This window comes from Cellulomonas sp. RIT-PI-Y (assembly GCF_025642745.1).
Lineage (GTDB): Bacteria > Actinomycetota > Actinomycetes > Actinomycetales > Cellulomonadaceae > Cellulomonas.
Genome location: NZ_JANZKP010000048.1, coordinates 1 through 26,197, shown reverse-complemented (window position 1 = coordinate 26,197; position 26,197 = coordinate 1). Strand labels below are relative to the sequence as shown.

Annotated in this window: 22 protein-coding genes; 8 read left to right on the top strand and 14 right to left on the bottom strand. The window is 73.2% G+C overall.

Going from position 1 to position 26,197, the window contains the following annotated elements; genetic code table 11:
* Positions 1-65: 65 nt before the first annotated feature.
* The 3 genes from OGL89_RS13555 to OGL89_RS13545 are packed head-to-tail and all read right to left on the bottom strand — an operon-like array spanning position 66 to position 3,047.
* Positions 66-869, bottom strand: a complete 804-nt coding sequence (locus tag OGL89_RS13555; RefSeq protein ID WP_263120685.1) for a CoA pyrophosphatase — start codon at positions 867-869, stop codon at positions 66-68.
* Positions 866-1,570 carry a type 1 glutamine amidotransferase gene (locus OGL89_RS13550; RefSeq protein WP_263120684.1) on the bottom strand — a complete coding sequence of 235 codons (705 nt, stop codon included), beginning with the start codon at positions 1,568-1,570 and terminating at the stop codon, positions 866-868. Before OGL89_RS13550 ends, OGL89_RS13555 begins: the two co-directional genes overlap by 4 nt.
* 22 nt (positions 1,571-1,592) lie before the next feature.
* Positions 1,593-3,047, bottom strand: a complete 1,455-nt coding sequence (locus OGL89_RS13545; RefSeq protein WP_263120683.1) for a GuaB1 family IMP dehydrogenase-related protein — start codon at positions 3,045-3,047, stop codon at positions 1,593-1,595.
* Positions 3,048-3,160: 113 nt separating this feature from the next.
* Between OGL89_RS13545 and OGL89_RS13540 the strand changes: the two genes are divergently transcribed.
* Entirely contained in the window at positions 3,161-3,907 is a 747-nt protein-coding gene (locus OGL89_RS13540; protein ID WP_263120682.1) for a hypothetical protein, read from the top strand.
* On the opposite strand, the gene OGL89_RS13535 is transcribed toward OGL89_RS13540, so the two are convergent.
* Genes OGL89_RS13535 through OGL89_RS13520 form a run of 4 tightly spaced genes read right to left on the bottom strand, consistent with a single transcriptional unit; the run spans position 3,908 to position 8,110 of the window.
* Positions 3,908-4,738: a carbohydrate ABC transporter permease gene (locus OGL89_RS13535; protein ID WP_263120681.1), complete on the bottom strand. Its 831-nt coding sequence runs from the start codon at positions 4,736-4,738 to the stop codon at positions 3,908-3,910.
* Positions 4,735-5,790 carry a sugar ABC transporter permease gene (locus OGL89_RS13530; protein WP_263120680.1) on the bottom strand — a complete coding sequence of 352 codons (1,056 nt, stop codon included), beginning with the start codon at positions 5,788-5,790 and terminating at the stop codon, positions 4,735-4,737. The genes OGL89_RS13535 and OGL89_RS13530 overlap by 4 nt, the downstream gene beginning before the upstream one ends.
* On the bottom strand, positions 5,790-7,040 hold the full coding sequence (locus OGL89_RS13525; protein WP_263120679.1) for an extracellular solute-binding protein: 1,251 nt from the start codon (positions 7,038-7,040) through the stop codon (positions 5,790-5,792). The genes OGL89_RS13530 and OGL89_RS13525 overlap by 1 nt, the downstream gene beginning before the upstream one ends.
* 38 nt (positions 7,041-7,078) lie before the next feature.
* Positions 7,079-8,110, bottom strand: a complete 1,032-nt coding sequence (locus tag OGL89_RS13520) for a LacI family DNA-binding transcriptional regulator (protein ID WP_263120678.1) — start codon at positions 8,108-8,110, stop codon at positions 7,079-7,081.
* 139 nt (positions 8,111-8,249) lie between these two features.
* Here OGL89_RS13520 and OGL89_RS13515 point away from each other — a divergent pair, with 139 nt between their 5' ends.
* From OGL89_RS13515 to pflA, 4 genes are all read left to right on the top strand, one after another.
* The gene (locus tag OGL89_RS13515) at positions 8,250-10,283 is read left to right on the top strand and encodes a glycogen debranching N-terminal domain-containing protein (protein WP_263120677.1); all 2,034 of its coding nucleotides are present in this window, start codon (positions 8,250-8,252) and stop codon (positions 10,281-10,283) included.
* Between the two features lie 26 nt (positions 10,284-10,309).
* Positions 10,310-12,004, top strand: coding sequence for a 1-deoxy-D-xylulose-5-phosphate synthase (locus tag OGL89_RS13510; protein WP_263120676.1), 1,695 nt, complete (start codon positions 10,310-10,312; stop codon positions 12,002-12,004).
* Between the two features lie 263 nt (positions 12,005-12,267).
* A complete protein-coding gene (gene pflB / locus OGL89_RS13505) occupies positions 12,268-14,535 on the top strand; it encodes a formate C-acetyltransferase (RefSeq protein ID WP_263120675.1) in 2,268 nt (755 codons plus the stop codon).
* A 102-nt stretch (positions 14,536-14,637) separates the two neighbouring features.
* Complete coding sequence (gene pflA / locus OGL89_RS13500; protein WP_263120674.1) at positions 14,638-15,510, top strand: pyruvate formate-lyase-activating protein; 873 nt, start codon at positions 14,638-14,640, stop codon at positions 15,508-15,510.
* Between the two features lie 3 nt (positions 15,511-15,513).
* Here pflA and OGL89_RS13495 read toward each other — a convergent pair whose 3' ends face one another.
* From OGL89_RS13495 to OGL89_RS13475, 5 genes are all read right to left on the bottom strand, one after another.
* Positions 15,514-17,643: a 3-hydroxyacyl-CoA dehydrogenase NAD-binding domain-containing protein gene (locus OGL89_RS13495; protein ID WP_263120673.1), complete on the bottom strand. Its 2,130-nt coding sequence runs from the start codon at positions 17,641-17,643 to the stop codon at positions 15,514-15,516.
* A 71-nt stretch (positions 17,644-17,714) separates the two neighbouring features.
* On the bottom strand, positions 17,715-18,992 hold the full coding sequence (locus tag OGL89_RS13490; protein ID WP_263120672.1) for a ribonuclease D: 1,278 nt from the start codon (positions 18,990-18,992) through the stop codon (positions 17,715-17,717).
* A gap of 56 nt (positions 18,993-19,048) precedes the next feature.
* Positions 19,049-19,669, bottom strand: coding sequence for a DUF998 domain-containing protein (locus OGL89_RS13485; protein ID WP_263120671.1), 621 nt, complete (start codon positions 19,667-19,669; stop codon positions 19,049-19,051).
* 17 nt (positions 19,670-19,686) lie between these two features.
* A complete protein-coding gene (locus tag OGL89_RS16990; protein ID WP_346770716.1) occupies positions 19,687-20,217 on the bottom strand; it encodes a LuxR C-terminal-related transcriptional regulator in 531 nt (176 codons plus the stop codon).
* Positions 20,218-20,299: 82 nt separating this feature from the next.
* Positions 20,300-20,881 carry a DUF3000 domain-containing protein gene (locus OGL89_RS13475; protein WP_263120670.1) on the bottom strand — a complete coding sequence of 194 codons (582 nt, stop codon included), beginning with the start codon at positions 20,879-20,881 and terminating at the stop codon, positions 20,300-20,302.
* A 132-nt stretch (positions 20,882-21,013) separates the two neighbouring features.
* Between OGL89_RS13475 and gndA the strand changes: the two genes are divergently transcribed.
* Positions 21,014-22,447, top strand: a complete 1,434-nt coding sequence (gene gndA / locus OGL89_RS13470; protein WP_263120669.1) for an NADP-dependent phosphogluconate dehydrogenase — start codon at positions 21,014-21,016, stop codon at positions 22,445-22,447.
* On the top strand, positions 22,444-23,694 hold the full coding sequence (locus OGL89_RS13465) for a hypothetical protein (RefSeq protein WP_263120668.1): 1,251 nt from the start codon (positions 22,444-22,446) through the stop codon (positions 23,692-23,694). The genes gndA and OGL89_RS13465 overlap by 4 nt, the downstream gene beginning before the upstream one ends.
* A 111-nt stretch (positions 23,695-23,805) precedes the next feature.
* Here OGL89_RS13465 and OGL89_RS13460 read toward each other — a convergent pair whose 3' ends face one another.
* Both OGL89_RS13460 and OGL89_RS13455 read right to left on the bottom strand, forming a co-directional pair.
* The gene (locus OGL89_RS13460) at positions 23,806-24,291 is read right to left on the bottom strand and encodes a hypothetical protein (protein ID WP_263120667.1); all 486 of its coding nucleotides are present in this window, start codon (positions 24,289-24,291) and stop codon (positions 23,806-23,808) included.
* The gene (locus OGL89_RS13455; RefSeq protein ID WP_263120666.1) at positions 24,288-25,091 is read right to left on the bottom strand and encodes a dihydrofolate reductase family protein; all 804 of its coding nucleotides are present in this window, start codon (positions 25,089-25,091) and stop codon (positions 24,288-24,290) included. The genes OGL89_RS13460 and OGL89_RS13455 overlap by 4 nt, the downstream gene beginning before the upstream one ends.
* Before the next feature lie 109 nt (positions 25,092-25,200).
* On the opposite strand from OGL89_RS13455, the gene zapE reads away from it, so the two are divergent.
* On the top strand, positions 25,201-26,197 hold a 997-nt coding region (gene zapE, locus OGL89_RS13450), incomplete at its 3' end, for a cell division protein ZapE (protein WP_263120665.1).

The window sequence follows — 26,197 nt, the reverse complement described above, 5'->3', positions numbered from 1 at the left end:
CGGGTGATGTCCGGTGGTGGGGTCGCCCGTGCTGTGGTGCGCGGAACGCCCCTGATCCGCCACGGTCACACCGGCGCGGCCACCGTCCGTCCTTCGTCCCACGGCACCGACCACCCGACCGCGTCCAGCAGCCGGTCGAGCACGAACGCGGTGAATCCCCAGACCACGATGCCGCGCTCGACCTCGAACGCCGGGCCGCGGTACTCGCGGCCGCGGTGCCGCAGGACGGCGGTGGCCCGGTGGGCGGGGTCGATCAGATCGGCCACCGGGGTGCGGAAGACGTCGACGGTCTCGGCAGGGTCGGTGGCGGCGATCCGGTGCGGACGGTCCCACCAGCCGAGGACCGGGGTCACCAGGTTGTCGGACGCGGTGACGGGCAGGTCGGGCAGGGTGCCGAGCACGCGGACGGCGGCGGGGTCGACACCGGCCTCCTCGGCGGATTCCCGCAGGGCGGCCGCCTCGGGTCCGCTGTCCTCGGGGTCGATGCCGCCACCCGGGAACGCGACCTGTCCGGGGTGGTGGCTGAGGGTCGGCGACCGGCGGGTGAGCAGGACGTCGAGGTCGGCGGCGACGACCGGGGACGGGGTGTCGGCCGGATACGCGTCCAGCACGCCGAACAGGACCAGGACGGCTGAGCGGCGGACCGCGGTGCCGGTGGCGAAGGCGTCGAGCGGGTCGGGGGTCCAGACGGGGCGTCGGGTGCAGAGCGCGAGCAGATCGTCGAGGGCGGCACGGGCGGGGGAGTCGGTGGCGGCCCGGCCGCTCGGTGCGGCCTGGTCGAGGAGGCCGTCGGCGGCGCGAGGCGCGGCCCCGGCGCGGTCACCGGTCCGTTCCGCCATGGACCAGATCGGTCCCGGCGAGCCCGTCATCCGCGCTCCCGCACCTGCTGCGCGAACGCGGCGAGGCCCAGGTCGGCGGCGGGCCGGAGGGCGGCGAGGTGCTGGCGCGATCCCAGTCGGACGGCGGCGACCTCCTCGGCATCCAGATCTCCGGTCATCACGGGGGTGTCCAGCCAGAGGTCGAGGATGGTGGGGTCGACCTCCAGGTGGAACTGCAGACCCACCGCCGACCCGGCCCGGAACGCCTGGACGGGGGTGACGTCGTCCCGCGCCAGCAGTTGTGCTCCCGACGGCAGGTCGACGGCGTCGGAGTGCCAGTGCAGGACGGTGGGGCGGGGACCGGCGGGGGAGAGGACGGGGTCCGGATCGACCACCTCGACCTCGCCGAAGCCGATCTGGGTGCCGTGCCGGCGGTGCAGGCCGGCGCCGAGCGACAGGGCGAGCAGCTGCATGCCGAGGCAGACGCCGAGCACGGGCAGTCCGGCGTCGACAGCGGCGGCCAGCAGGCGGCGTTCGGCGGGCAGTCCGGGGTGGCCCAGATCGTCGTCGGCGTCCTGGGGGCCGCCCATCACGACCAGCCCGGCCAGGTCGGCGACGCAGGGCAGTGCGGGACGCGGGTCGTCGACGACGGTCCGGGTGGACAACGGCACGCCGTCGAGGGCCCGGGCGATCAGACCCGGGCCCTCGTGCGCGACGTGGGTGAGGACGAGGACGGGACGCGGCGGGGTCACAGGGCGACCCTAGCCGCGCCGATCACCACCCGTCGGGCAGCGGCCGGCCCTCGTCGTAGCCCGCGGCGGACTGGATGCCGACCACCGCGCGCTCGTGGAACTCCTCCAGGGAGGTGGCGCCGACGTAGGTGCAGGAGGAGCGCACACCGGAGGTGATCCGGTCGATCAGGTCCTCGACGCCGGGCAGCTGCGGGTCGAGGTACATCCGGGAGGAGCTGATGCCCTCCTCGTACAGCGCCTTGCGTGCGCGGTCGAAGGCCGATCCGCCACGGGTACGGGCGGCGACGGCACGGGCGGAGGCCATCCCGAAGGACTCCTTGTACAACCGGCCGTTGCCGTCCTCGTGCAGGTCGCCGGGGGACTCGTGCGTCCCGGCGAACCAGGAGCCGACCATCACCTGCGAGGCTCCGGCGGCCAACGCGAGAGCGACGTCGCGGGGGTGCCGGACCCCGCCGTCCGCCCAGACGTGCTTGCCGAGCCGACGGGCCTCGGCGGCGCACTCCAGGACGGCGGAGAACTGCGGGCGGCCGACGGCGGTCATCATCCGGGTGGTGCACATGGCACCGGGGCCGACGCCGACCTTGACGATGTCCGCCCCGGCCTCGATCAGGTCCCGGGTGCCCTCGGCGGTGACGACGTTCCCGGCCACGACCGGGACCTGCGGGTCGAGGGACCGGACCGCGGCCAGCGCGTCCAGCATCTTGCGCTGGTGCCCGTGGGCGGTGTCCACGACCAGCACGTCCACCCCGGCGTCGAGCAGGGCGGCGGCCTTGGCGCGGACGTCCCCGTTGATGCCGACGGCCGCGGCGACCCGGAGGCGGCCCCGGGCGTCGACCGCGGGACGGTAGATCGAGGACCGCAGCGCGCCGACCTGGGTCAGGACGCCCACCAGCTCGCCGTCGCGAACCACGGGGGAGAACTTGCGCCGGGCGGCGTGCAGGCGCTCGAAGGCCGCCGCCAGTCCGGCGCTGCCGCCGGACTCGACGACCGAGAGCTCGACGGTGGTCGGGTCGGTGGTCATCACGTCGGCGATCTGGGTGAACCGGTCGACGCCCTGGCAGTCGGCCGGGGTGATCACGCCGACCGGACGGTTGTCGTCCACGACCACCGCCGCGCCGTGCGAGCGCTTGCCGATCAGGGTGAGCGCGGTGTGCACGGTGTCCTGGGGGGACACGGTGACCGGCGACTCGACCACGGTGTGCTTGGCCTTGACCGAGGCGACCACGTCGGCGACGACGTCGACCGGGATGTCCTGGGGGATCACGGCGAGGCCACCCCGTCGGGCGACGGTCTCGGCCATGCGGCGGCCGGCGACGGCGGTCATGTTCGCGACCACGATCGGGACGGTGGTGCCGGTGCCGTCCACGGCGGACAGGTCGACGTCGAATCGGGACGCGACCTCGGACCGGGACGGGACCATGAAGACGTCGCCGTAGGTGAGGTCGGAGCTGGGCTGATGCCCGGGCAGGAAGCGCATGGAGGTACCCCTTTCCACCCGAGTCTACCTAGACGGGCGGCAGCGGCCCCTGGGTACCGGTCCCGGGTGCGTAGCGTGCGCCGGGTCCGCGCCGCTGTCCTGGAGGTCTGCCCGTGTCCCTGCGTTCCCTGGTCGCCGCGACCGGCGTCCTCGCCCTCTGTCTCACCGGGTGCGCCGCCGGTGGCGGGGGCCGCGCCATCGGCACGACGGTCCCTCACGCCGGCGGGACGAGCTCCGCCACGCCGACGGAGCTGACAACGGAGGACTTCGCCGACCGGGTGCTGACCGCCTCCCGTGCGGCGCGGTCCGTGACCGTCACGAAGGCGATGACGTACCGGGCGGGCGGGGAGGGCACCGTGATCACCCGGGCGGTCTACCGCGACGACGCGGTGGACCTGGAGGTGCGGACCCTGGACGGCGACGGCGCGGTGGCCGGCGAGGTCCGGCTGGTCGACGGCGCGCTGTACTCCCGCTCGGGCGGCACGGGCCGGTTCCTCCGGCTGGACGACGCGGAGGCGGAGTCCTTCGGTGCCGCGGACCCGTTCGCCACGATCGCGCTGTTCGAGGGCGCGATCCTGGCGGTGGAGCCGACCGGGGGATCGACCCAGGTCGACGGCGTGCCCGTGCAGGCCTACCGGGTGGTGCTGGACCGGGATGCGCTCGCCGGGAACCTGCCCGCGTCGGAGGACTGGCACCTGGACCAGCTGCCGGAGCGGGTGGTCTACGAGTACGGGATCGGTCCGGACGACCTGATCCGGTGGATGCGCGCCGATCTGGCCTCCGTGGCGTTCGAGGCGACGGCCGACGGCTGGGGGGCGGGCGCCGCGATCACCGCCCCCACCGCCGACGAGCTGGCCTGACTACTCCTTCACCGCCCCGGCGCTCTGGTTCATGATCCGGCGCTGGAAGACGAAGAACAGCACGGCGACCGGGATGGTCATGATCGCCGCTGCCGCGAGTTTGAGCGGGTACTGGGTGCCCTGGGACAGCTGCCCGGAGGCGAGCTGGGCGACGCCCTTGGTCAGGGTGACCAGCTGGGGGTCCTGCGAGGCCACGATGAAGTGGCTGAGCTCGTTCCACGATCCCTGGAAGGACAGGATGACGATGGTGATCACGGCGGGCCGGGCCATCGGCAGCACGATGGACCGGAACAGCCGGAAGGTGCTGGCGCCGTCGAGCCGGGCGGCCTCCTCCACCGAGGACGGGATGGACTCGAAGAAGTTCTTCATGATGAAGATCCCGGCGGCGTCCGCGAGCAGCGGGATGATCAGCCCGGCGAAGGAGTTGTAGATCCCGACCTGCTTGATCACCAGGAACTTGGGGATCAGCAGGACCACGTTCGGCACCGCCATCACGGCGACGAGCCCGGCGAACACCAGTCCGCGACCGCGGAACCGGATCCGGGCCAGGGCGTAGCCGGCCAGCGAGTCGATCGCGACCCGGCCGACGGTGACCACGACGGTGACGACGACCGAGTTCCGGAACCAGAGCGGGAAGTCCGAGCGCAGGAACAGGCGCTCGTAGGCGGCGGTGGACCAGGTCTGCGGGATCAGGCCGATGGCGTTCTGGGCGGCCTCCGCGTCGGTCTTGAAGCTGGTCGAGATCTGGATCAGGAACGGGAAGATGAAGATCAGCGCGATGACGACCAGGACGGCGTAGGTCAGCGAGCTGGTCAGCAGGCGGCGGTTCATCGCGGCACTCCGTCGGTGTAGAAGCGCTTGCGACGCGGTACGCCCCGCTCCCGCAGGGCGAAGCGTTGCAGGACGGTGAACAGCACGATGATCGCGAACAGCACGAAGGCGATCGCGGCGCCCCGGCCCCACTGGTTGTTGGCGAAGGCGGCGTTGTAGGACAGGTACGCCGGGGTGAGCGTGGTCTTGGCCGGGCCGCCCTGGGTGCCGGTGTAGATCTGGTCGAAGACCTGCCAGGTGCCGATCAGCCCCAGCGTGATCACGGTGAAGACGGTGGGCTTGAGCATCGGCAGGGTGACCAGGCGGAACCGCTGCCAGGCCGAGGTCCCGTCCATCACGGCGGCCTCCTCGACCTCACCGGAGATCGCCTGCAACGCCGCCAGGAACAGCAGCATGAAGGTGCCCGAGGTGGTGAAGATCGCCAGCAGGATGAACGCGGTCATCGCCACCGACGGTCCGGCGAGCCACTGCCAGAACGGGATGCCGAGGAACCCGTGCTGGGCCAGGGCGGCCGGGGCGGAGTCGACGCCGACCGTGCCGAGCAGCAGGTGGATCACGCCGCGCGGCTCGTTGAACCAGTTCGGGCCGGTGATCGACAGCTTGGCCAGGACCGCGTTCACGGTGCCCGAGGCGGAGAACAGGAACAGCCAGAGCACCGTGATCGCGACCGAGCTGGTCACCGACGGGAAGTAGAACGCGGTGCGGAAGAATCCGCGGCCGCGCAGGGCCTTCCGGTTGACCATGCTGGCCAGGAAGAGGGCCAGCGCGGTCTGCAGCGGCACCACCAGCAGCACGTAGTAGACGTTGTTGCGCAGCGCGGTGCCGAAGTCCTGGGTCGCGAGTCCGCCGCCGAGCAGCAGGTCCCGGTAGTTGTCCAGGCCGACGAATCCGACGTCGGAGGACAGCGGGCTGCCCCGGCCGTTCCAGTCCGAGACGCTGACCCATGCCGCCATCAGAACCGGAACGACCAGGAACAGACCGAGCACGACCAGCATCGGGGCGATGAACGCCCACCCCGATGCGGTCTCACGGCGCCGCGCTGCGTGTGCCATCAGGAGTTGTTCTGGTCCAGCACGGCCTGCAGGTTGGTCTGCACCGAGGACAGGATCGTCTGCGGGTCACCGGAGGCCAGTCCCTCGAGCTGGGCGTTGAAGTCGGTGATCACGTCGGAGGCGCCCTGGGCGTTCACGACGTTCTGCGCGAAGTCGGCCGAGTCGATGAAGGCCGCCTGGTCCGGGTAGAGGTCGCGCCAGCCGTCGGCCGCGGATTGCACGGAGGGCATCACGCCGAAGGCCTTCGCGAAGCCCAGCTGCTGGTCGGCGGCGGTCAGATAGTTGACCAGGTCGACCGCGTCGGACTGGTCGGCCGAGTCGGCGGCGACGCCCCAGCAGTTGGTGAACTGCAGCGTGCCCTGGCCGCCGTCGCCGGCGGGCAGCTCGACCACCCGGTAGTCGACGTCCGGGTAGTCGTTGGCCATGGCGCCGGTGATCCAGTTGCCCTCGATGGTCATCGCGGCCTTGCCGGTGCCGAAGGCCTCGCCGCCCCAGCCGGTGCCGAGGTCGGCCGCGTAGGCGGCGTTGCCGGAGTTCAGCAGCTCTTGCACGTAGGTGAGACCGGCCAGGTTCTCCGGGGAGTCCACGGTGGCCTCGGTGCCGTCGGCGTTGGTCATGGTGCCGCCGGCCTGGGCCAGGAAGGCACCGACCCGGGCGTACTCGCCGGAGAACGCGAGACCCTTCTGGTCGCCGGTGGTGAGCTTCGCGGCGACGTCGGACAGCTGGTCCCAGGTGGTCGGGATGTCCGCATCGGTCAGGCCCGCCGCGGTCCAGGCGGTGTTGTCGATGATCAGGCCCAGGGTGGAGAAGTCCTTGGGCGCGCACACCAGGCTGCCGTCGTAGCTGAACTGGTCGACCAGGCTGGGGTAGAAGTCGTCGACCGCGTCGAGCTGGTCGCCGTAGGAGTACAGCGAGCCGTTGGCGGCGTAGGACTGGAAGGAGTCGGCGGAGACGTAGAACACGTCGGCCGGGTCACCGGAGGCGAAGCCCTGGGACAGCTCCTGGTTCAGGTCGGAGGCGACCCGGACGGTCGCGTCGATGCCGGACTGCTCGGACCAGGCGGCGACAGCGGCGTTCACCGCGTCGGTCTCGGCGTCGCCGGAGGAGCCGATCAGGATGTCCAGACCGGAGCCGCTGCCGGAGGACGCGTCGGAGCCGCTGTCGTCGAATCCGGAGCCGCCACAGGCGGTGAGGGCGAGCAGACCGGCGGCCCCGAGGGCCGTGGTCGCCGCGAGGCGGGTGGTGCGCATGGGAGTGCTCCTTTGCAACAGGGGTGGGAGAGGCAGGATCAGTGCGCCGGTGGCGGGGTGGAGGTCGCGCGGCGGACCAGGTGCGGGCTGAGCAGCACCTGGCGGTCGGGGACCGGGCCGCCCTCGCCGAGCTGGGCGAGCAGCAGGTCGACCGCGGCACCGGCGGCCGCGGTCAGCGGCTGGGCCACCGAGCTGAGTCCGACGGCCGCGGCGACCGGGGTGTCGTCGAACCCGACCACCGCGACCCGGTTCCGCCGGGCCACGGTGAGGGCGCCGAGCGCCAGGGAGTCGGAGGCGGCGACGATCGCGGTGGGGTCGGCGTCGGCGAGCAGGCGTTCGGTCCCCTGGGCGCCGGTGGCGACTCCGTCCGGCACGCCGACCCGGAGCCGCTGCAGCTCGCGGGTGGACAACCCGCGGTCCGCCATCCCGGTCAGCCAGCCCGCGGCCCGGTCGGCGCCGAGGTCCGAGCCCTCCGGCCAGCCGAGGAAGGCGATCCGGCGGTGGCCGAGCTCCCGCAGGTGTGCGACCGCTGCCTGGGTGCCGGACCGTCCGTCGACGTCCACCCAGGGGTGGCCGCCCTGGTCCTGGGCGGCCCACGGGCGGCCGAAGGTGACGAACGGGATGCCGTGCTCGGTGAGCCAGGCTGCGCGGTGGTCGTCCCGGTGGGTACTGGTCAGGACGAAGGCGTCCAGGTCGTCGGTGTCCAGCAGCTCGCCGTAGCGGGCGATCTCCTGCCGGTCGTCGGCGGCCGTGAACAGCATCACCCGGTAGCCGCGCTCCTGGGCGGAGTCGGTGAGGGCGTGCAGGAACCGGTCGAGCACCGCGCCGTTGATCCCGTCCTGCACCGGTTCCAGGCGCAGTCCGAGGACGCGGGACCGCCGGGTCCGCAGCTGGCGGGCGGCGGAGGAGGGGCGGTAGCCGAGCTCGTCGATCGAGGCGCGGACCCGTTGCAGGGTGGCGGCCTTGACCACGTGGGGCGCGTTGAGGGCGTTGGACACCGTCTGGCGCGACACCCCGGCGTGCCGGGCGACGATCTCCAGCGTGGGCCGGGTGGTGGTGCTGCTGCTCATGGGTCGCCTCCTCGCTGACCGGGACGAGCTGATCTTGCGCCCGTGGACTTGATCGTTCCAACTCGGGAATTGGAACGCTCAAAACCCGCTCCTAGAGTCGAGGTCAGGACCCAGCCCTGCCACCCCGAGTGAGGACCCGATGGAGCTCCAGCCCCTGCTGCACGACCTGTTGGCCGCCGTGCACGCCCCGACCCAGGCCTGGTCGGCTCAGGACGGGCAGATCCGCGACGGCGCCCAGGGGGTGCTGCACGGCGACGTCCGGGTGGTGTCGAGCGCGGTGCTGACCGTCGACGGACAGGAGCCGGAGTCGATCGGCGGTGCGCCGGACGGACTCGGCCGGGTGCGGGTCACCGCCCTGACCCGGGGTGTCGACGGTCCGGGCGCCGACCCGACCGCGCGGCTGGACCGGGTCCGGACGGTGCGACCGGGAACGGTCACCGAGGACCTGACCCTGAGCTGCTCCACCGCCGTGCCCGTCACCGGCACCGTGCAGCTGCGACTGCGGCCGGACGGGTCCCCGATGGACCGGGTGAAGGCCGGCCTCGGGCCGGTGGACGCGCCGGAGGTGACCGTGGACGGGTCGGTGGCCCGGTGGCGGTCGGACCAGGACATCGACACCCGCCTGACCGCCCCCGGCGCCACCCTGCGCACCGACGGCGACGACCTGGTGCTGAGCTGGGGCCTGTCCGCCGCCACCGGCCGGCCCGCCGCCGTCAGCTGGACCCTGGAGATCACCGACGCGAACCCGGTGGTGCACGCCCCCGCGCGGTCGGAGCCGGAGTGGTCGGTGCCCACCGTGGTGGCCGCGGACCGGCGGATCCCGGAGCTGCTGGACCAGTCGCTGACCGACCTGGCGTCGTTGCGGCTGTCGGCCTCCTTCGCGCCGGAGGACGTGTTCCTGGCCGCCGGTGCGCCCTGGTTCTTCACCCTGTTCGGCCGGGACTCGATCTGGGCCGCGCGGATGCTGCTGCCGCTGGGCACCGAGGTCGCCGCCGGGACGCTCCGGACGCTGGCCGTGCTGCAGGGCACCGAGGACGACCCCGCGACGGCCGAGCAGCCCGGCAAGATCCTGCACGAGGTGCGCCGGGCCACCCTGCACATCCCCGGCGAGGGCACCGTCCTGCCCCCGGTGTACTACGGCACCGTCGACGCCACCGCGCTCTGGGTCTGCCTGCTGCACGACGCCTGGCGCTGGGGGATGCCCACCGCCGAGGTCGAGGCGATGCTGCCGCACCTGGAACGGGCGCTGGAGTGGCTGGCCGCCGCCGGGGACGAGCGGGGCTTCCTCGCCTACCGCGACGAGTCCGGCACCGGCCTGGCGAACCAGGGCTGGAAGGACTCCGGGGACTCGGTGCAGTGGCGGAGCGGCGAGCTCGCCGAGGGGCCGATCGCGTTGGCCGAGGTGCAGGGCTACGCCCACGAGGCCGCGATCGGCGGTGCCGCGCTGCTGGACGCCTTCGGGCGGGACGGCGGCGACCGCTGGCGCGACTGGGCCGCCGAGCTCGCGACCCGGTTCCGGGACCGGTTCTGGGTCTCGGACGACCGCGGCACGTACCCGGGGATCGCCCTCGACGCGCACGGCCGGACCGTCGACACCGTGACCAGCAACATGGGTCATCTGCTCGGCACCGGGATCCTCTGCGCCGAGGAGGAGGCCCTGGTCGCCGCGCGGCTGGTCGACCCGGCGATGAACTCCGGTTACGGGCTGCGCACCATGGCGGAGGGCTCCGCGGGGTTCTGGCCGCTGCGCTACCACGGGGGCGCGGTCTGGCCGCACGACACCGCCATCGTGATCCAGGGACTGGCCAGGGCCGGGTTCCCCGCCGAGGCCGCCACCCTGGCCGAGGGGGTGCTCGCCGCCGCCGTCGACTTCGGTCACCGATTGCCCGAGCTGTTCTCCGGCGACGCGCGGGGCACGGTCCCGGCGGCCGTGCCGTACCCGGCCGCCTGCCGTCCGCAGGCCTGGTCCGCGGCGTCCTCGGTCGCGGTGCTGACCTCGGTGCTCGGGCTGCGCCCGGACGCGCCCGGCGGGGTGCTGGGCGTGACCGGCTCGGCGTCGCTCGGGGCGGTCGAGGTCCGCGGGCTGCGGTTCGCCGGTGCACCGGTGGACGTGACGGTCGACGCCGCGGGGCGGACCACGGCGCGCGGCCCGGTGCGTCTCGGCGGGCGATGAGTCCCCGCGCCGCCTAGCGTGCTCGCATGGCACTGCTGGACGGCCTCGACGGCCCCGAGGACCTGCGCGCGCTGCGCGGGCCGGAGCTGGACGTCCTGGCCGCCGAGATCCGGGAGTTCCTGGTCGACCGGGTCTCGCGGACCGGCGGCCACCTGGGACCGAACCTCGGTGTGGTCGAGCTGACCCTGGCCCTGCACCGGGTGTTCGACTCGCCGCGGGACACCCTGGTCTTCGACACCGGGCACCAGTCCTACGTGCACAAGCTGCTGACCGGCCGCCGCGACTTCGACCGGCTCCGACGCCGGGACGGGCTGTCCGGCTACCCCTCCCGGGCGGAGTCCGCGCACGACGTGGTGGAGAACTCGCACGCCTCGACCGCGCTGTCCTGGGCGGACGGCATCGCGCACGCCCGGGCGCTGTCCGGGGACGGCGACCGCACGGTGGTGGCGGTGATCGGCGACGGCGCGCTCACCGGCGGGATGGCATGGGAGGCGCTGAACAACATCGCCGACGGCACCCCGCGCCGCCTGGTCGTGGTGGTGAACGACAACGGCCGCTCGTACGCGCCCACCGTCGGCGGGATGATGCGCCGCGGGGTCGAGGGGATCATCAAGGAGCTGGGCCTCAGCTACATCGGTCCGGTGGACGGGCACGACGTCGCCGAGCTGGAGGTCGCGCTGCGGGGCGCCCGGGCCGCCGGTGGCCCGGTGGTGGTGCACGCACTGACCGAGAAGGGCCGTGGGTACGCCCCCGCGGAGCAGGACGTCGCCGACCGGTTCCACGCCGTCGGCCGGATCCACCCGGAGACCGGGCTGCCGGTGGTGCCGTCGCGGTTCGGCTGGACCGGGGTGTTCGCCGAGGAGGTCCTCGCGCTGGGCCGGGACCGTCCCGACCTGGTGGCGATCACCGCGGCCATGCGGCAACCGGTCGGGCTGGCGCCGTTCGGCGAGGCGTTCCCGGGCCGGATCGTCGACGTCGGGATCGCCGAGCAGCACGCCGTCACCACCGCCGCCGGGATGGCCTTCGCCGGACTGCACCCCGTGGTGGCGCTGTACGCGACCTTCCTGAACCGGGCCTTCGACCAGGTGCTGATGGACGCCGCCCTGCACCGGGCCGGGATCACGCTGGTGCTGGACCGGGCCGGGATCACCGGCGACGACGGGCCCAGTCACCACGGGATGTGGGACCTGGCGATGCTGAGCCTGGTGCCCGGGCTGCGCCTGGCCGCGCCCCGGGACGGCGACACCCTGCGGACGGCCCTGCGCGAGGCGGTCGACGTCCGCGACGCCGTGACGGTGCTGCGGTACCCCAAGGGGGCGTTGCCGGAGCCGGTGCCGGCGATCGAGGTCCGGGACGGGGTGGACGTGCTGTTCCACCGGGACGGGCCGGACCCGGTGCTGATCGTGTCGGTCGGGGCGATGGCGCCGACGGCGCTCGCGGTCGCGCACGCGCTGGAGCGCGGGGTGACCGTGGTCGACCCGCGCTGGGTGCTGCCGGTGCCGTCGGCACTGGTGCGGCTGGCGGGGGAGCACGCCCAGGTCGCCGTGATCGAGGACGGGCTGCGCGAGGGCGGCGTGGGGGCCGGCGTGGCGCTCGCGGTGCGGGACGTGCCGGTGCGCGCGTTCGGGTTGCCGCGGGAGTTCCTGGCGCACGGCACGCGGGACGAGGTCCTGACGTCGGCGGGCCTGACCGCCGAGCGGATCGCGGCCGAGCTCGCCTGACCCCCTCGCCCCCTGAGTTCGGCACATCCGCGTCGAGTTCGGTCGCTCGGGTACCGATGTCGGTGCCGATGTACCGAACTCGGCCGACCAAGGCCGACCGCGACCGGCCGACGTCGGCCCGACCGGCAGCTCGGGGACCGGTTGCCGCCTCCGCGCGTGAGCGCCCTCACAGGGCGATCGGGACGACTCGGGACGGAGGTCCCAAGACATCCCATGACCTCGTGAATAGCGTCACGAGTACCGATTCAAGCGAGGGAGCTCTCATGGCCACCACCGCAGTACCCCAGACCGGCGCCGACGCCACCGCGGACGCCTGGGACGGGTTCGTCACCGGCCCGTGGTGCGACGGCATTGACGTCCGTGACTTCATCCAGCGGAACTACACCCCGTACAACGGCGACGCGACGTTCCTCGCCGGTCCGACCGAGCGCACCACGGGGGTGTGGGCCACGCTGTCGGCGATGTTCCCCGAGGAGCGCGCCAAGGGTGTCTACGACATCGACAACCACGTGCCGGGCACGATCACCTCGCACGCCCCGGGGTACATCTCGGAGGGCAACGAGCTGATCGTCGGCCTGCAGACCGACGCCCCGCTGAAGCGCGCCATGATCCCCAACGGCGGCTGGCGGATGGTCGTCAAGTCGCTGCAGACCTACGGCTACGACGTCGACCCCGAGGTCGACAAGATCTTCAGCGAGTACCGCAAGACGCACAACGACGGCGTCTTCGACGTGTACCCGCCCAACGTCCGCGCCGCGCGGTCGTCCCACATCATCACCGGCCTGCCCGACGCCTACGGTCGCGGCCGGATCATCGGCGACTACCGCCGGGTGGCGTTGTACGGCGTCGACGCCCTGATCGAGGGCAAGCGGATGGAGCGCCACGAGCTCGACATGGAGCGCTCGGTCGAGGACGTCATCCGCGACCGCGAGGAGAACGCCGAGCAGATCAAGGCGCTGAACGAGCTGAAGCAGATGGCGGCCTCCTACGGCTACGACATCTCCGGCCCGGCCACCACCGCCCGCGAGGCCATCCAGTGGCTGTACTTCGGCTACCTGGCCGCGGTGAAGGAGCAGAACGGCGCGGCGATGTCGCTGGGCCGCACCTCGACCTTCCTGGACGTGTACCTGCAGCGCGACCTGGACAACGGCACGATCACCGAGGAGTTCGCGCAGGAGCTGATCGACGACTTCGTCATCAAGCTGCGCATCGTCCGCTTCCTGCGGACCCCGGAGTACGACGAGCTGTTCTCCGGCGACCCGACCTGGGTCACCGAGTCGATCGCGGGCATCGGCGAGGACGGTCGGCCGCTGGTCACCAAGTCGTCCTTCCGCTTCCTGCAGACCCTCTACAACATCGGCCCGGCCCCGGAGCCGAACCTGACCGTGCTGTGGAGCAACCGGCTGCCCGACGGCTTCAAGCGGTTCTGCGCGCAGGTGTCGATCGACACCTCGGCGATCCAGTACGAGTCCGACGAGCTCATCCGCACCTCCTGGGGCGACGACGCGGCGATCGCCTGCTGCGTGTCCCCGATGCGGGTCGGCAAGCAGATGCAGTTCTTCGGCGCCCGGGTCAACATCGCCAAGGCGCTGCTGTACGCGATCAACGGCGGCCGCGACGAGGTCTCCGGCAAGCAGGTCGCCCCGGTGTCCGCGCCGGTGGTCGGTGACGTCCTCGACTTCGACGACGTGTCCGCCAAGTACGACAAGCTGCTCGACTGGCTGGCCGAGACCTACGTCGACGCGCTGAACTGCGTGCACTACATGCACGACAAGTACGCCTACGAGCGCATCGAGATGGCCCTGCACGACAAGGAGATCCTGCGGACCATGGCCTGCGGCATCGCCGGCCTGTCGGTGGTGGCGGACTCCCTGTCGGCGATCAAGTACGCCACGGTCACCCCGGTCCGCGACGAGGACGGTCTGGTCACGGACTACGTGATCGACGGCGACTTCCCGAAGTACGGCAACGACGACGACCGCGCGGACGACATCGCGGTGGCGATCGTGAAGTCCTTCATGGAGAAGATCCGGGCGCAGAAGACCTACCGGAACTCGCTGCACACCCAGTCCGTGCTGACGATCACGTCGAACGTGGTCTACGGCAAGGCCACCGGGAACACCCCGGACGGCCGCCGGGCCGGTGAGCCGTTCGCCCCGGGCGCCAACCCGATGAACGGGCGCGACTCGCACGGCATGCTCGCCTCCGCGATGTCGGTGGCCAAGCTGCCGTACTCCGAGGCGATGGACGGCATCTCCCTGACCAGCACCGTGGTGCCCTCCGGCCTCGGCCGGGAGCGCGACGAGCAGATCACGAACCTGGTCGGCCTGATGGACGCCTACAACGTCCAGTCCGGCTACCACCTGAACGTGAACGTGCTGAACCGGGACACCCTCGAGGACGCCATGGAGCACCCCGAGAACTACCCGCAGCTCACCATCCGGGTCTCCGGCTACGCGGTGAACTTCGTCCGGCTGACCCGCGAGCAGCAGCTCGACGTGCTCTCCCGGACGTTCCACGGCGGGCTCTGACCCCTCGGACGACCACCGGGCCGGGCCCGTCGGGGACCAGCGTTCCCGACGGGCCCGTCCCGTCTCCACCACCCGCAGTGCAGCCCGTCAGGAGGGCCCGAGATGACCACGCAGACCACGGGAGCCCCGGTGATCGACCTGGGCGTGCCGGTGATCGGGGGATCGCACAGCCGGTCCAGCGCCGGGACCGCGGGGATGACGACCTCCGACGCCGAGCGGTCGGAGAAGCTGTCCCAGATGCGGGCCGGCGAGCTCGGATCGCTGCACTCCTGGGAACTGGTGACCGCGGTCGACGGCCCCGGCACCCGGATGACCACCTTCCTGTCCGGCTGCCCGCTGCGCTGCCTCTACTGCCACAACCCCGACACGATGGAGATGCGCCGGGGCGAGCCGATCGGCGCCGACGAGCTGCTCAAGCGGATCGGGCGTTACACCAAGGTGTTCGAGGTGACCGGCGGTGGCCTGACCATCTCCGGCGGCGAGCCGCTGATGCAGCCGGCCTTCGTCGCGAACATCCTGCGCGGTGCCAAGGAGCTCGGCGTCCACACCGCGATCGACACCTCCGGCTACCTGGGCGCGCACTGCTCGGACGCCATGCTCGAGGACATCGACCTGGTGCTGCTGGACGTGAAGTCCGGTATCCCGGAGACGTACAAGAAGACCACCGGCCGCGACCTGCAGCCGACCCTGGACTTCGGCCGCCGGGTCGCGGACAGCGGGACCGAGATCTGGATCCGGTTCGTGCTGGTCCCGGGCCTGACCGACGCGGAGGAGAACGTCGAGGCGGTCGCCGACTACGTGTCGACGCTGTCCACGGTCAGCCGGGTCGAGGTGCTGCCCTTCCACCAGATGGGCCAGGACAAGTGGGCCGCTCTGGGCATGACCTACGAGCTGACCGAGACCCGGGCGCCGTCGCCCGAGCTGGTCGAGCGGGTGCGCGGTCAGTTCCGGGCCCGGGGGCTGACGGTCTTCTGAGCCTCAGGGCTCCAGGTGCCCGGTCCGCACCAGGTACGGCGTGATCCCGCCCAGATGGGCCGGCCAGCCCGCGCCGAGGATCATCGCCAGGTCCACCTGCTCGGGACCGTCGACCACGCGGTCGGCCAGCAGCAGCCGGATCTCCTCGCCGAGGCCGCGCAGCACCCGCTCCCGGACGTCCTGCTCGGTCAGGTCACCGGGGGCGCCGAACGCCTCCTGGATCGCCGGATCGACCACCCGGGTGCCGGCCGGTCCCGAACGGGACACCGCGCGTCCCTGCTGCGTGAGCGTGTCCAGACCGGGGGACAGCCGGTACCGGTCGCCCAGATCGCGGTGCAGGCTGCTCAGCACGTGCCCGCCGACGCCCAGCCCGACCAGGTCCAGCAGGGCGAACGGACTCATCGGCAGTCCCAGCGGGTCCAGCGCCCGATCGGCGACCTCCACCGGTGCGCCGTCCTGCACCGACGCCAGCACGTCGGAGAGCATCCGCAGCAGCACCCGGTTCACCACGAACCCCGGGGCGTCGGCGGTCCGCACCACCGTCTTGCCGCACCGGCGGGCCAGATCCGCGGCGGTGGTCACCGCGACCGGGTCGGCGCCGGCGGTGGCGACCACCTCGACCAGGGGCATCCGGTCCACCGGGTTGAAGAAGTGCAGGCCGACCACGCGGCGCGGGTGGTCGAGGCCGCTGGCCATCGCCGTCACGGACAGCGCGGAGGTGTTGGTGGCCAGGATCGTGGTCGACGGCACCACCCGCTCCAGCTCGGCGAACACCTGACGCTTGACCTCCAGCACCTCGGTGACCGCCTCGATCACCAGGTCGGCGTCGGCCAGCGCGGACAGGTCGGTGCCGACGGTGAACAGGTCGGCGACCGTGGGGTCGACCCGGCCCTTGCCGGCCAGCTGGTCGACCAGTGCGGCGATCCGCTCCCGTCCGGCCGCGGCGCGTTCCTCGTCGATCTCCCGCAGGGTCACCGGCACGCCGAGCCGACCGCCGATCAGCACCGCGAGCTGCGCCGCCATCAGCCCCGCGCCGACCACGCCCACCCGGCGGATCTCCCGGGGCAGCGCCTCGGTGGGCGCCGGACGGTGTGCCCGGCCGACCAGGTCCGAGGCGTAGAGCGCGGCCCGGGTCTCGTCCGCGACCAGCAGTTCGGCCAGCGCGTCGTCCTCGGCGGCGAAGGCGGTGTCCCGGTCCTCGGTCGCGGACAGGAGCGCCAGCACGCGGGGGTACGCCGGGGCGGCGCCGTGCAGCCGGGCGTCCAGCGCCTGCCCGGCGGCGTCGGCGGTCGACGGGTCCTCGGCGTCGGGGACCCGGGGTCCGTGGTCGCGGTCCGGGGCGTCGGTGTGGCCCAGCGTCCACTCGATCGCCCGCATGGCGAAGTCCTCGGCGGGCAACACCGCGTCCACCAGGCCGATCCGGGCCGCGGTGCCGGCGTCGGTGAGCCGGCTCTGCGCGGGGCGCTGGATCGCGAGGTCGATCGCGGTCGGCAGCCCGACCAGCCGGGGGAGCAGCCAGGTGCCGCCCCAGCCGGGCACGATGCCGAGGGAGGCCTCCGGCACGCCGAGCGAGCGGACCCCCTCGGCGACCACCCGGTGATCGCAGTGCAGGGCGAGTTCCAGGCCGCCGCCGATCGCGTGCCCGGTGATCCAGGCGACCGTGGGCACCGGCAGCTCGCCGAACGGGCGCAGCGCGGCGTGTCCGAGCTCGGCCAGCGCCCGGGCGTCGGCGGTGTCCCGGAGCCGGCGGGCCACCGTGAGGTCGGCCCCGGCGACGAAGCAGCCCGGACGGCCGGTGACCGCCACCGCGACCAGGCCGTCGCCGTGCTCGGCCACCTGCCGGGTCGCGTCGTACAGCGCCAGCAGTCCGCGGGGGCCGAGGGTGGTCGGGCGGCGGCCGTCCGGGGAGTCGAGCGTGATCACCGCCACCCGCCCGGCCGGTGTGCTGACCTCCTCGACCGTCACCTGGGCCACCTGGTGGTCCGGCTCGGCGGGCAGATCGGCCGGGCACCCGTGCGGGAGCAGCTCGGCGAGCCGGGCGGTGTCCGCCGCCCCCAGGGCTTCCGGCGGCCGGGGCCGATCGGGGGCGGCCGCGGTGGTGACGGGGTCGACGGACGGGCGGATGTGGCGCATGCGGTCTCCCTGGACGACGGTGTCCGGTCGTGCAGGACCCTAACCCGCTGGTGGGAGGCTGTCGCGAGGAGTCAGTCGATCGCGGCGAACGCGGCGGCCAGCGGCTCCGCGATCAGCCCGATCTGCCACTCCCGCGCGCCGCCCTCGCGGAGCCGGGCGGTCAGGCCGTCCACATCCGCGGGAGCGGGCGGAGCCCAGCACACCCGGCGCAGCAGGTCCGGCTGGAGCAGGTTCTCCACCGGCACGTGATGCTGCTCGGACAGCCCGGCGACCAGCTCCCTGGCGGCGGCCAGCCGGGCCGCGGCGGCCGGGTCGCGATCCGGCCAGCTGCGGGGAGGCGGCGGACCGTCGGAGCGCGGTCCCCGGGACGGGGGCAGCTCGTCGTCGGGCAGGGCCAGGGCGGTGTCGATCGCCCGCTGCCAGAGCACGGCGCGGCGACGGGTGCCCTTGCCGGCGAACTGCGGCAGGGCGGTCAGCTGCGGCACCGAGCGGGGCAGGGACTGCGCGGCGGCCAGGATGGCGGCGTCCGGCAGCACCCGGCCGGGGGAGATGTCCCGCTGGCGGGCGTTCTCGTCCCGGGCCTGCCAGAGCGAGCGGACCACGGCCAGGCGGCGCGGGTCGCGGATGGCGTGCACGCCGGACACCCGGCGCCAGGGGTCGACCCGGGGCGCGGGCGGCGGTGCGAGCCGGACCGCCTCGAACTCCTCGGCGGCCCACTGCGCCTTCCCCGCGACGGCCAGCCGCTCGGCCAGCACCTCGCGCAGGTCGACCAGCACCTCCACGTCCAGCGCGGCGTAGCGCAGCCACTGCTCGGGCAGCGGACGGGTGGACCAGTCGACGGCGGAGTGCTCCTTGGCCAGGCCCAGACCGAGCAGCTCGGCGACCACGGCGGCCAGGCCGACCCGGTCCAGTCCGAGCAGCCGGGCACCGAGCTCGGTGTCGAACACCCGGCTCGGCTGCATGCCCTGCTCGGCGAGCGGGTGCAGGTCCTGGGAAGCGGCGTGGAACACCCACTCGACGCCGACCAGGGCATCGGAGAGCGCCGACAGGTCCGGCAGCGCCGCCGGGTCGATCAGCGCGGTCCCGGCACCCTCCCGGCGGAGCTGGACCAGGTAGTTGTGCTGGCCGTAGCGGTAGCCGGACGCGCGCTCGGCGTCCACGGCGACCGGGCCGGTCCCGGCGCCGAACGCGCGCACCACCTCGGCGTAGGCCTCGGGCGTGTCGATCACCGGAGGGATGCCGTCGGCCGGCTCGGTGAGAGGGACGACCGTGGGGCTCTCGTCGGTCGTGCCGCCCTCCCGGGCGACCGGTGTCTCGTCGGCCGGGGTACCGGCCGGAGTCGTCTGCATGCTCCCACCGTAGGGCGTGTCGGACGGCGTGTCGGACGGGCGCGCTGGGCGGGGCGCTATTCCTGCGGTCGCCGGCGCAGGACCCCCACCCCGCATGCCAGGCACCACAGCAGGATCGGGTACGCGGCGATCCGTTCGAACAGGCCGAAGGCGTGCCCGGGGAACCCGAACAGCACGGCGACCGCGAGCAGCCCGATCACGCCCATCGCCACCCCGGCCCACCCGATCGCCCGCCAGCCGTCCAGGCGGCGCAGCGACCAGCCGACCAGCAGGATGCCGGGCAGGCCGCAGCCGATCGCGATCACCGCGGAGGGCACGTGCACCGGCCCCGCGTCCTCCGGGTGCAGGCCGACCGACAGCTCACCCAAGCCGGAGAGCACCAGCAGGACGACGCCGGCCAGGGCGGTCCGGCGCCGGGGGAGCACGGGGCGCAGCAGCACGGCACCCGCGGCCAGCGTCGCCCCGGTGATCGTCCAGGAGATGTTCGCGGTGAGGTGCCAGGGGGAGCACACCTGACGGCCGGAGAACTCCCCGCAGGACACCGCCCCGAGGTCGCTGATCGCGTGGGTGAGCGAGCTGTAGGGCAGGTCCCACGCCGACCGGACGACCAGCAGCACCACGAAGTACTGGATGATCGAGGCCCAGGCCAGCGCACCGATCCGGGTGCGTCGAGTCACCTGGAGACGGTAGCCGATCAGCTGAACAGGCCGGTCCGGATGGAGATCGCGACCAGGGCGGCGCGGTCGCCGGTGCCGAGTTTGCGGGAGATCCGGGCCAGGTGGCTCTTCACGGTGAGCGCGGACAGGCCGAGCTCCTCGCCGATCGCGCGGTTCGAGTAGCCGTCGGCGACCAGGCGCAGCACGCTCAGCTCGCGGGAGGTCAGCTCCGGGCGGGTGTGCGCGGCCCGGGTTCCCGGGGCGGCGGCGAACGGGGCGGCGGCCTCCGCCGGGTCCGGGGCATTGGGGTCGGTGGCGACGGCGCCGCGCAGGCCGCCGGTCAGCAGGGTGACCAGCTCCTGACGCCCGGCCCGGCGGGCGAGCAGGATGACCCGCCCCGATCCGCGGCGACGCAGGTTACGGACCAGGATCGCGGAGTCGCCCGGCTTGAGCTCGGTGACCACGACGCACATCTGGCCCAGTCCCCGGCGCTGCGGTGCACCGGCCGGGCGGCGGGTCTGCACCGCGGCGGCGGATCTGCCGCCCGGGTGCATCGGGTCGTAGCTCACTGCACTGTCCCCCTGATGTTCGGTTGCCTCATCTATCGGCGGATTTCACCCGCGACTTGAGGCTTTCACCCGAATTCGTGGCTCAGTGACGGGGCCCGAGGGCGACGACGCCCTCCGGGAGCGGCGGCAGACCGGCCACCGTGCACAGCAGTTCGCCCCATGCCTGCAGGTGGGGGGCGAGGTTCTCGTCGGCGGCGGTCCAGGACGCCCGCATCTCCAGCTCGCACAGCTCCGGACGCTCGTCGAGCGCGCCGAAGCTCTGGGACAGCACCCGGGTGACCGTGCCGCCGGTGGCACGGATGTCGACGTCCGCGCGGCCGAGCGCCTCGGACAGCCAGCTCCAGGCGACCTCGGCCAGCAGCGAGTCCTGGCCGACCTCCGGCTCCAGCACCGCACGCACCAGGGTCACCAACCGGAACGAGCCCTCCCAGGCGTCCTGCCCGGCGGGGTCGTGCAGGACCACGAACCGGCCGGAGGCCAGCTCGTCGGCGTCCGGATCGTGCCGGCCGGTGCGGACCTCGGCGTTGAGCGCGGCGGTGTAGGGCGCGATCCGGGCCGGACCGGGCACCTCGTCCAGGCTGACCTCGGGCCGCATCGGCACGCCGCGCAGCGAGCGCAGGGCACGGATGAACTCCGGCGGTGCGCTGCGGGGACCGGTGGACATGGCATGGAGGCTAGGGGCGGGCCGTGCGACGGCGGGGCAGGCGCGCCGTGGACACCAGGGCCCGGGCGGGGCGACGGCGACTAGGCTGAACAGGCACGACAGTCGCCTCGTTTTCCCGAAGGAGCACACCCGATGTCCGCTGCACAGATCGGCGTCACCGGCCTGGCCGTCATGGGCCGCAACCTGGCCCGCAACCTGGCCCGTCACGGCTACACCGTCGCGGTGCACAACCGCTCCTACGCCAAGACCGAGTCGCTGATCGCGGACCACGGCGACGAGGGCACCTTCGTGCCGTCCGAGTCGGTCGAGGACTTCGTCGCGAGCCTGGAGCGGCCGCGCAAGGTCATCGTCATGGTGAAGGCCGGCGGTCCGACCGACGCCGTGATCGACGAGCTGGTGCCGTTGCTGGAGGAGGGCGACATCGTGATCGACGCCGGGAACGCGCACTTCCCGGACACCATCCGGCGCGAGGCGGCGCTGAAGGAGAAGGGCCTGCACTTCGTCGGGTCCGGCGTCTCCGGTGGTGAGGAGGGCGCGCTGCTCGGCCCGTCGATTATGCCCGGCGGTTCGCGCGAGTCCTACGCGGTGCTCGGCCCGATCCTGGAGGACATCTCCGCCAAGGTCGACGGCGTGCCGTGCTGCACCTATGTCGGTGCCGACGGTGCTGGACACTTCGTCAAGATGGTGCACAACGGCATCGAGTACGCCGACATGCAGCTGATCGCCGAGGCCTACGACCTGCTCAAGCAGGGGCTGGGCGCCTCCGCGGCCGAGATCGCCGAGATCTTCAAGTCCTGGAACGAGGGCGACCTCGAGTCCTTCCTGATCGAGATCACCGCCGACGTGCTGGCCCACGTCGACGCCGAGACCGGGTCCGCGTTCGTGGACATCGTGCTGGACCAGGCGGAGCAGAAGGGCACCGGCCGCTGGACCGTGCAGAACGGCCTGGACCTCGGGGTGCCGATCACCGGCATCGCCGAGGCCACCTTCGCCCGGGCGCTGTCCGGCTCGGTGCCGCAGCGGGCCGCCGCCGTGCGGGCGCTGCCCGCGTTGGCCGAGGACTTCCACGTCACCGACCGGGAGGCCTTCATCGAGGACGTCCGGCTGGCGCTCTACGCCTCCAAGGTGGTCGCGTACTCGCAGGGCTTCGACCAGATCGCCGCGGCCTCCGCGGAGAACGACTGGCAGATCGACCGCGGCGCGATGGCCCGGATCTGGCGCGGCGGCTGCATCATCCGCGCCCGGTTCCTGAACCGGATCACCGAGGCCTACGAGCGTGACGTGGACCTGCCGCTGCTGCTGTCGGACGAGTACTTCACCTCCGCGGTCGCCAACGGCGTCCCGGCCTGGCGACGGGTGGTGTCGCAGGCCGCGCTGGCCGGGGTGCCGACCCCGGCGTTCAGCTCGTCGCTGTCCTACTACGACGGCGTGCGGGCCGAGCGACTTCCGGCGGCGCTGATCCAGGCGCAGCGCGACTTCTTCGGTGCGCACACCTACCGCCGCACCGACAAGGACGGCACCTTCCACACCGAGTGGTCCGGCGACCGCAGCGAGCAGGACGCGTGACCGCGAGCGGTGCCGTCGTCCGGCCGGTGATCCTGGGCGCCGACATCGGCGTCTACGCGCTGGCCCGCGCGTTCCACGAGGAGTACGGGGTCCGCAGCACGGTGGTCGCCGGGGCGGCGCTGGGTCCGATCGCGGACTCGGCCATCCTGGACGTCCGGCTGGTCGCCGACGGGCACGACCCGCGGCAGCTGGTGGACGAGCTGCTGGCGGTCGCCCGCGAGCACGGCGACGCCCCGGCCCGGCTGGTGCTGCTGGCGAACTCGGACTGGCTGGTCCGGGTGGTCGTCCAGCACCGGACGGAGTTGGAGCCGTTCTACGTGGTGCCGTTCCTGTCCGAGGAGCTGCTGGAGCGGCTCTCCGACAAGGCGTCCTTCGCGGAGGCGGCGGTGGCGGCGGGGCTCTCGGTGCCGCGGACCATCGTGCAGGACTTCTCCGGTGCCGCGGACGACTGGGAGCCGGTGCCGGTGGACGTCGGCTACCCGCTGATCGCCAAGGCGGCCAGCAGCGCGGACTACCAGGAGGTCGAGTTCCCGGGGAAGGCTAAGGTCTTCGAGATCGCCGACGCCGACGAGCTGGCCGCGCTGTGGTCCTCGTTGCGGACCGCCGGCTACCGCGGCCGGTTCGTGGTCCAGGAGCTGATCGGCGGCGACGACACCCAGATGCGGTCGATCACCGCCTACGTCGACGCCCGCGGGTCGATCACCCTGCTGTGCTCGGCGCACGTCCTGCTGGAGGAGCACACGCCCTCCGGTCTGGGGAACCCGGCGGCGATGGTGGTCACCCGGGAGCAGGAGATGCTGGACCAGGCGGCCCGGTTCCTGCGCGAGGTCGGCTACGTGGGTTTCGCGAACTTCGACGTGAAGGTCGACCCGCGGGACGGCAGCTTCCGGTTCTTCGAGGTGAACCCCCGGATCGGCCGGAACAACTACTACGTCACCGCGGCCGGGGCGAACGTCGCGCGGTTCCTGGTCGAGGACCGGGTGCTGGACCACGCGGTGGACCCGGTGGTGGTCGACGGCTCGGTGCTCTACTCGATCCTGCCGCACCGGCTGTTGCTGCGGTACGTGCTCGACCCGGCGCTGGCCGCCCGGGTGCGCGGTCTGATCGCCGCGGGCCGGGTGGCGCACCCGTTGCGCTACCGGGCGGACGCCGGGCTCAAGCGCCGCTGGTACGCGTTCCTGGCCGGGGTGAACCAGGTGCGCAAGTTCCGGCGGCACTACCCCGAGGTCACCGGCACGGGGTTCTGAGCGCGGGTGCTCTGAGCGCGAGGGTTCCGACCACGGGATCCCGACCCGCTGGCCGGAAGGCCCGGTCCCCTGGTGGGGGACCGGGCCTTCTGCCGTCGGCGACGGTCGTGCTCAGCCCAGCTCGGAGGTGCCCAGGTAGAGATGCAGCACCGGCGTGTGCAGCTCCTCGCGGGCCTGGGACGCCCAGTCCTGGTGGAAGGTGTCCTCCAGTGCGTGCGGGTAGGTGGCGACCACCACCTCACGGGCCCCGGTCTCGGTCAGCGCGGCGCGCAGGGCGGGCAGCGGGTCGTCGTCCACCACGGTGCCGGTGGCCCGTGCGCCGGCGGCGGACAGCGCCTCCAGCGACCCGGACAGCTGCTGGGCGGCATCGGCGGTGGCGCGGTCCGGAGCGGGCTCGCGGCCCAGCACCGTGTCGAGCGCCTCGCGCAGCTCGCCCAGGCTCAGCTGGTCCACCAGCGAGACCAGGACGTTGCGCTCGGTGTCCGCCGGGACCAGCACCCGGTAGTCCAGCTGCTCGCCGTCGTGCAGGGAGAGGATGTGCGCCACATCCGCCGAGGTCAGGGTGTCCTCCGTGAGGACCAGGATCGTGTCGGTCACGCCTGCGAGCCTAGCCCGCCGGGCCGCAACAGCCACCGGCCGAGCAGCATCCCGTCGCTGTGGAACAGGTGCGCCGGGCTCGCCGACACGGTGGGGGACAACCAGTCCTGGGTGTGCACCGGCCGGACGCCGGGCCCGCCGGTCAGCACCGGGCTGGTGCTCAGGCACAGCTCGTCGACCAGTCCGGCCGCGGTCAGGTCGCCCAGCAGCCGCGGGCCGCCCTCCGCGAGCACCCGGGTCAGTCCGCGGTCGGCCAGCGCGTCCAGGGCGGCGGCCAGATCGACCGTGGTGTCCCCGGCCACGATCAGCCGGTCCGGGTCCAGCTCGGCCAGACGCGGGTTGCCCGACACGGTGATCACGTAAGGCCGGTCCTCCGGCGCGACGTCCCGGAGTGCGGTCGGCAGCGTGCCGGTCCGGGTGACCAGGGCCAGGGGCAGCCGCTCGTCCTGTCCGCGCTGGGCACGGGCCGCCCGCAGATCGGCGGGGACGCGCAACGGTCCGTAGCCCTCGTCCCGGGCGGTCCCGGCGCCGACCAGCACCACGTCCGCCACCGCGCGCTGCACCCGGAACGCCCGCCAGTCCGCGGGCCCGTTGATGCTGCGCGAACGGCCGTCCGGTCCCTGGGCGGAACCGTCCAGGGTGGCGATCATGTTCGCCCGCACTGCGGTGCTCCGGCCCGGCCGGGGGGCGGGGTGGGCGTAGAAGGCGTGCAGCACCGGCTCGCCCGGCGTCGGGTCGAGGCGCTCACCGGCGCGTTCGGCGGGCAGCAGGATGTCCAGGGTGGGCAGCTCCGGGGGCATGGGGCGAGGGTACGCAGGATCGCGGACGGGTGTGCAGGCGGTGGGGCGCTCGGGTGCCGGGGCGGTCGCCTGTCGCCGGATCGGATCCGGCCGCCTAGGCTGTCCGCCCGTGACCAGCCGCACCACGCCGACGACGGCGTCCCTGACCGACCGGAACCCCCAGGTGGCTCCGGAACGGCTGCTGGCCGAGCGGGTGCCGCCGCCGCACTTCGCCGCCGAGTCCTTCGACACCTACCGACCGGACCCCGGGCACCCGTCCCAGGCCGCCGCCCTCGCCCGGCTGCGCGAGGTCGCGACCACGCTCACCTCCCGGCGCACCGGCCTGTTCCGGCGCAAGGCCCCGGTGCCCGCGGTGTACCTGGACGGCGGGTTCGGCGTCGGCAAGACCCACCTGCTGACCTCGCTGGCATCGGCGGTCGAGAACTCCGCGTACGGCACCTTCGTCGAGTGGACCAACCTGGTCGGGGCGCTCGGCTTCCGGGCCACCGTGGACGCCCTGTCCGACCGGCGCCTGGTCTGCATCGACGAGTTCGAGCTGGACGACCCCGGCGACACCGTGCTGATGTCCCGGCTGCTGCGCGAGCTCACCGACCGCGGCGTCGCGCTGGCCGCCACCTCCAACACACTGCCCGAGTCCCTGGGCGAGGGCCGGTTCGCCGCGGACGACTTCCTGCGGGAGATCCAGGACCTGTCCGGCCGGTTCGAGGTGCTGCGGATCGACGGCCCGGACTACCGCGCCCGCGCCACCGTCACCGACACCACCCCGCTGGACGACGACGCGGTCCGCACCGCGACCGCCGCTGTGCCCGGGGCCACCTGTGACGACTGGTCCGCACTCCTCCGGCACCTGTCCCGCGTGCATCCGTCCCGGTACGGCGCGCTGGTCGAGGGCACCAGCCTGGTCGGCCTCACCGCCGCGGGACCGGTCCCGGACCAGGACGTCGCCCTGCGGCTGGTCGTGCTGGTCGACCGGCTCTACGACCGTGACGTGCCGGTCCTGCTCGGCTCCGCCGGGGCCGGTTCCCTGTTCAGCGAGCAGATGCTGGCCGGGGGCTACCGCAAGAAGTACTACCGCGCACTGTCCCGGCTGGGCGCGCTGGTCGACC

Excerpts from the sequence above, each read along its gene's own strand:
- OGL89_RS13555 (WP_263120685.1), bottom strand. The coding sequence starts at position 869 with ATGACGGGCTCGCCGGGACCGATCTGGTCCATGGCGGAACGGACCGGT.
- OGL89_RS13545 (WP_263120683.1), bottom strand. The coding sequence starts at position 3,047 with ATGCGCTTCCTGCCCGGGCATCAGCCCAGCTCCGACCTCACCTACGGC.
- OGL89_RS13535 (WP_263120681.1), bottom strand. The coding sequence starts at position 4,738 with ATGAACCGCCGCCTGCTGACCAGCTCGCTGACCTACGCCGTCCTGGTC.
- OGL89_RS13530 (WP_263120680.1), bottom strand. The coding sequence starts at position 5,790 with ATGGCACACGCAGCGCGGCGCCGTGAGACCGCATCGGGGTGGGCGTTC.
- OGL89_RS13525 (WP_263120679.1), bottom strand. The coding sequence starts at position 7,040 with ATGCGCACCACCCGCCTCGCGGCGACCACGGCCCTCGGGGCCGCCGGT.
- OGL89_RS13520 (WP_263120678.1), bottom strand. The coding sequence starts at position 8,110 with ATGAGCAGCAGCACCACCACCCGGCCCACGCTGGAGATCGTCGCCCGG.
- OGL89_RS13515 (WP_263120677.1), top strand. The coding sequence starts at position 8,250 with ATGGAGCTCCAGCCCCTGCTGCACGACCTGTTGGCCGCCGTGCACGCC.
- OGL89_RS13510 (WP_263120676.1), top strand. The coding sequence starts at position 10,310 with ATGGCACTGCTGGACGGCCTCGACGGCCCCGAGGACCTGCGCGCGCTG.
- pflB (WP_263120675.1), top strand. The coding sequence starts at position 12,268 with ATGGCCACCACCGCAGTACCCCAGACCGGCGCCGACGCCACCGCGGAC.
- pflA (WP_263120674.1), top strand. The coding sequence starts at position 14,638 with ATGACCACGCAGACCACGGGAGCCCCGGTGATCGACCTGGGCGTGCCG.
- OGL89_RS13495 (WP_263120673.1), bottom strand. The coding sequence starts at position 17,643 with ATGCGCCACATCCGCCCGTCCGTCGACCCCGTCACCACCGCGGCCGCC.
- OGL89_RS13490 (WP_263120672.1), bottom strand. The coding sequence starts at position 18,992 with ATGCAGACGACTCCGGCCGGTACCCCGGCCGACGAGACACCGGTCGCC.
- OGL89_RS13475 (WP_263120670.1), bottom strand. The coding sequence starts at position 20,881 with ATGTCCACCGGTCCCCGCAGCGCACCGCCGGAGTTCATCCGTGCCCTG.
- gndA (WP_263120669.1), top strand. The coding sequence starts at position 21,014 with ATGTCCGCTGCACAGATCGGCGTCACCGGCCTGGCCGTCATGGGCCGC.
- OGL89_RS13455 (WP_263120666.1), bottom strand. The coding sequence starts at position 25,091 with ATGCCCCCGGAGCTGCCCACCCTGGACATCCTGCTGCCCGCCGAACGC.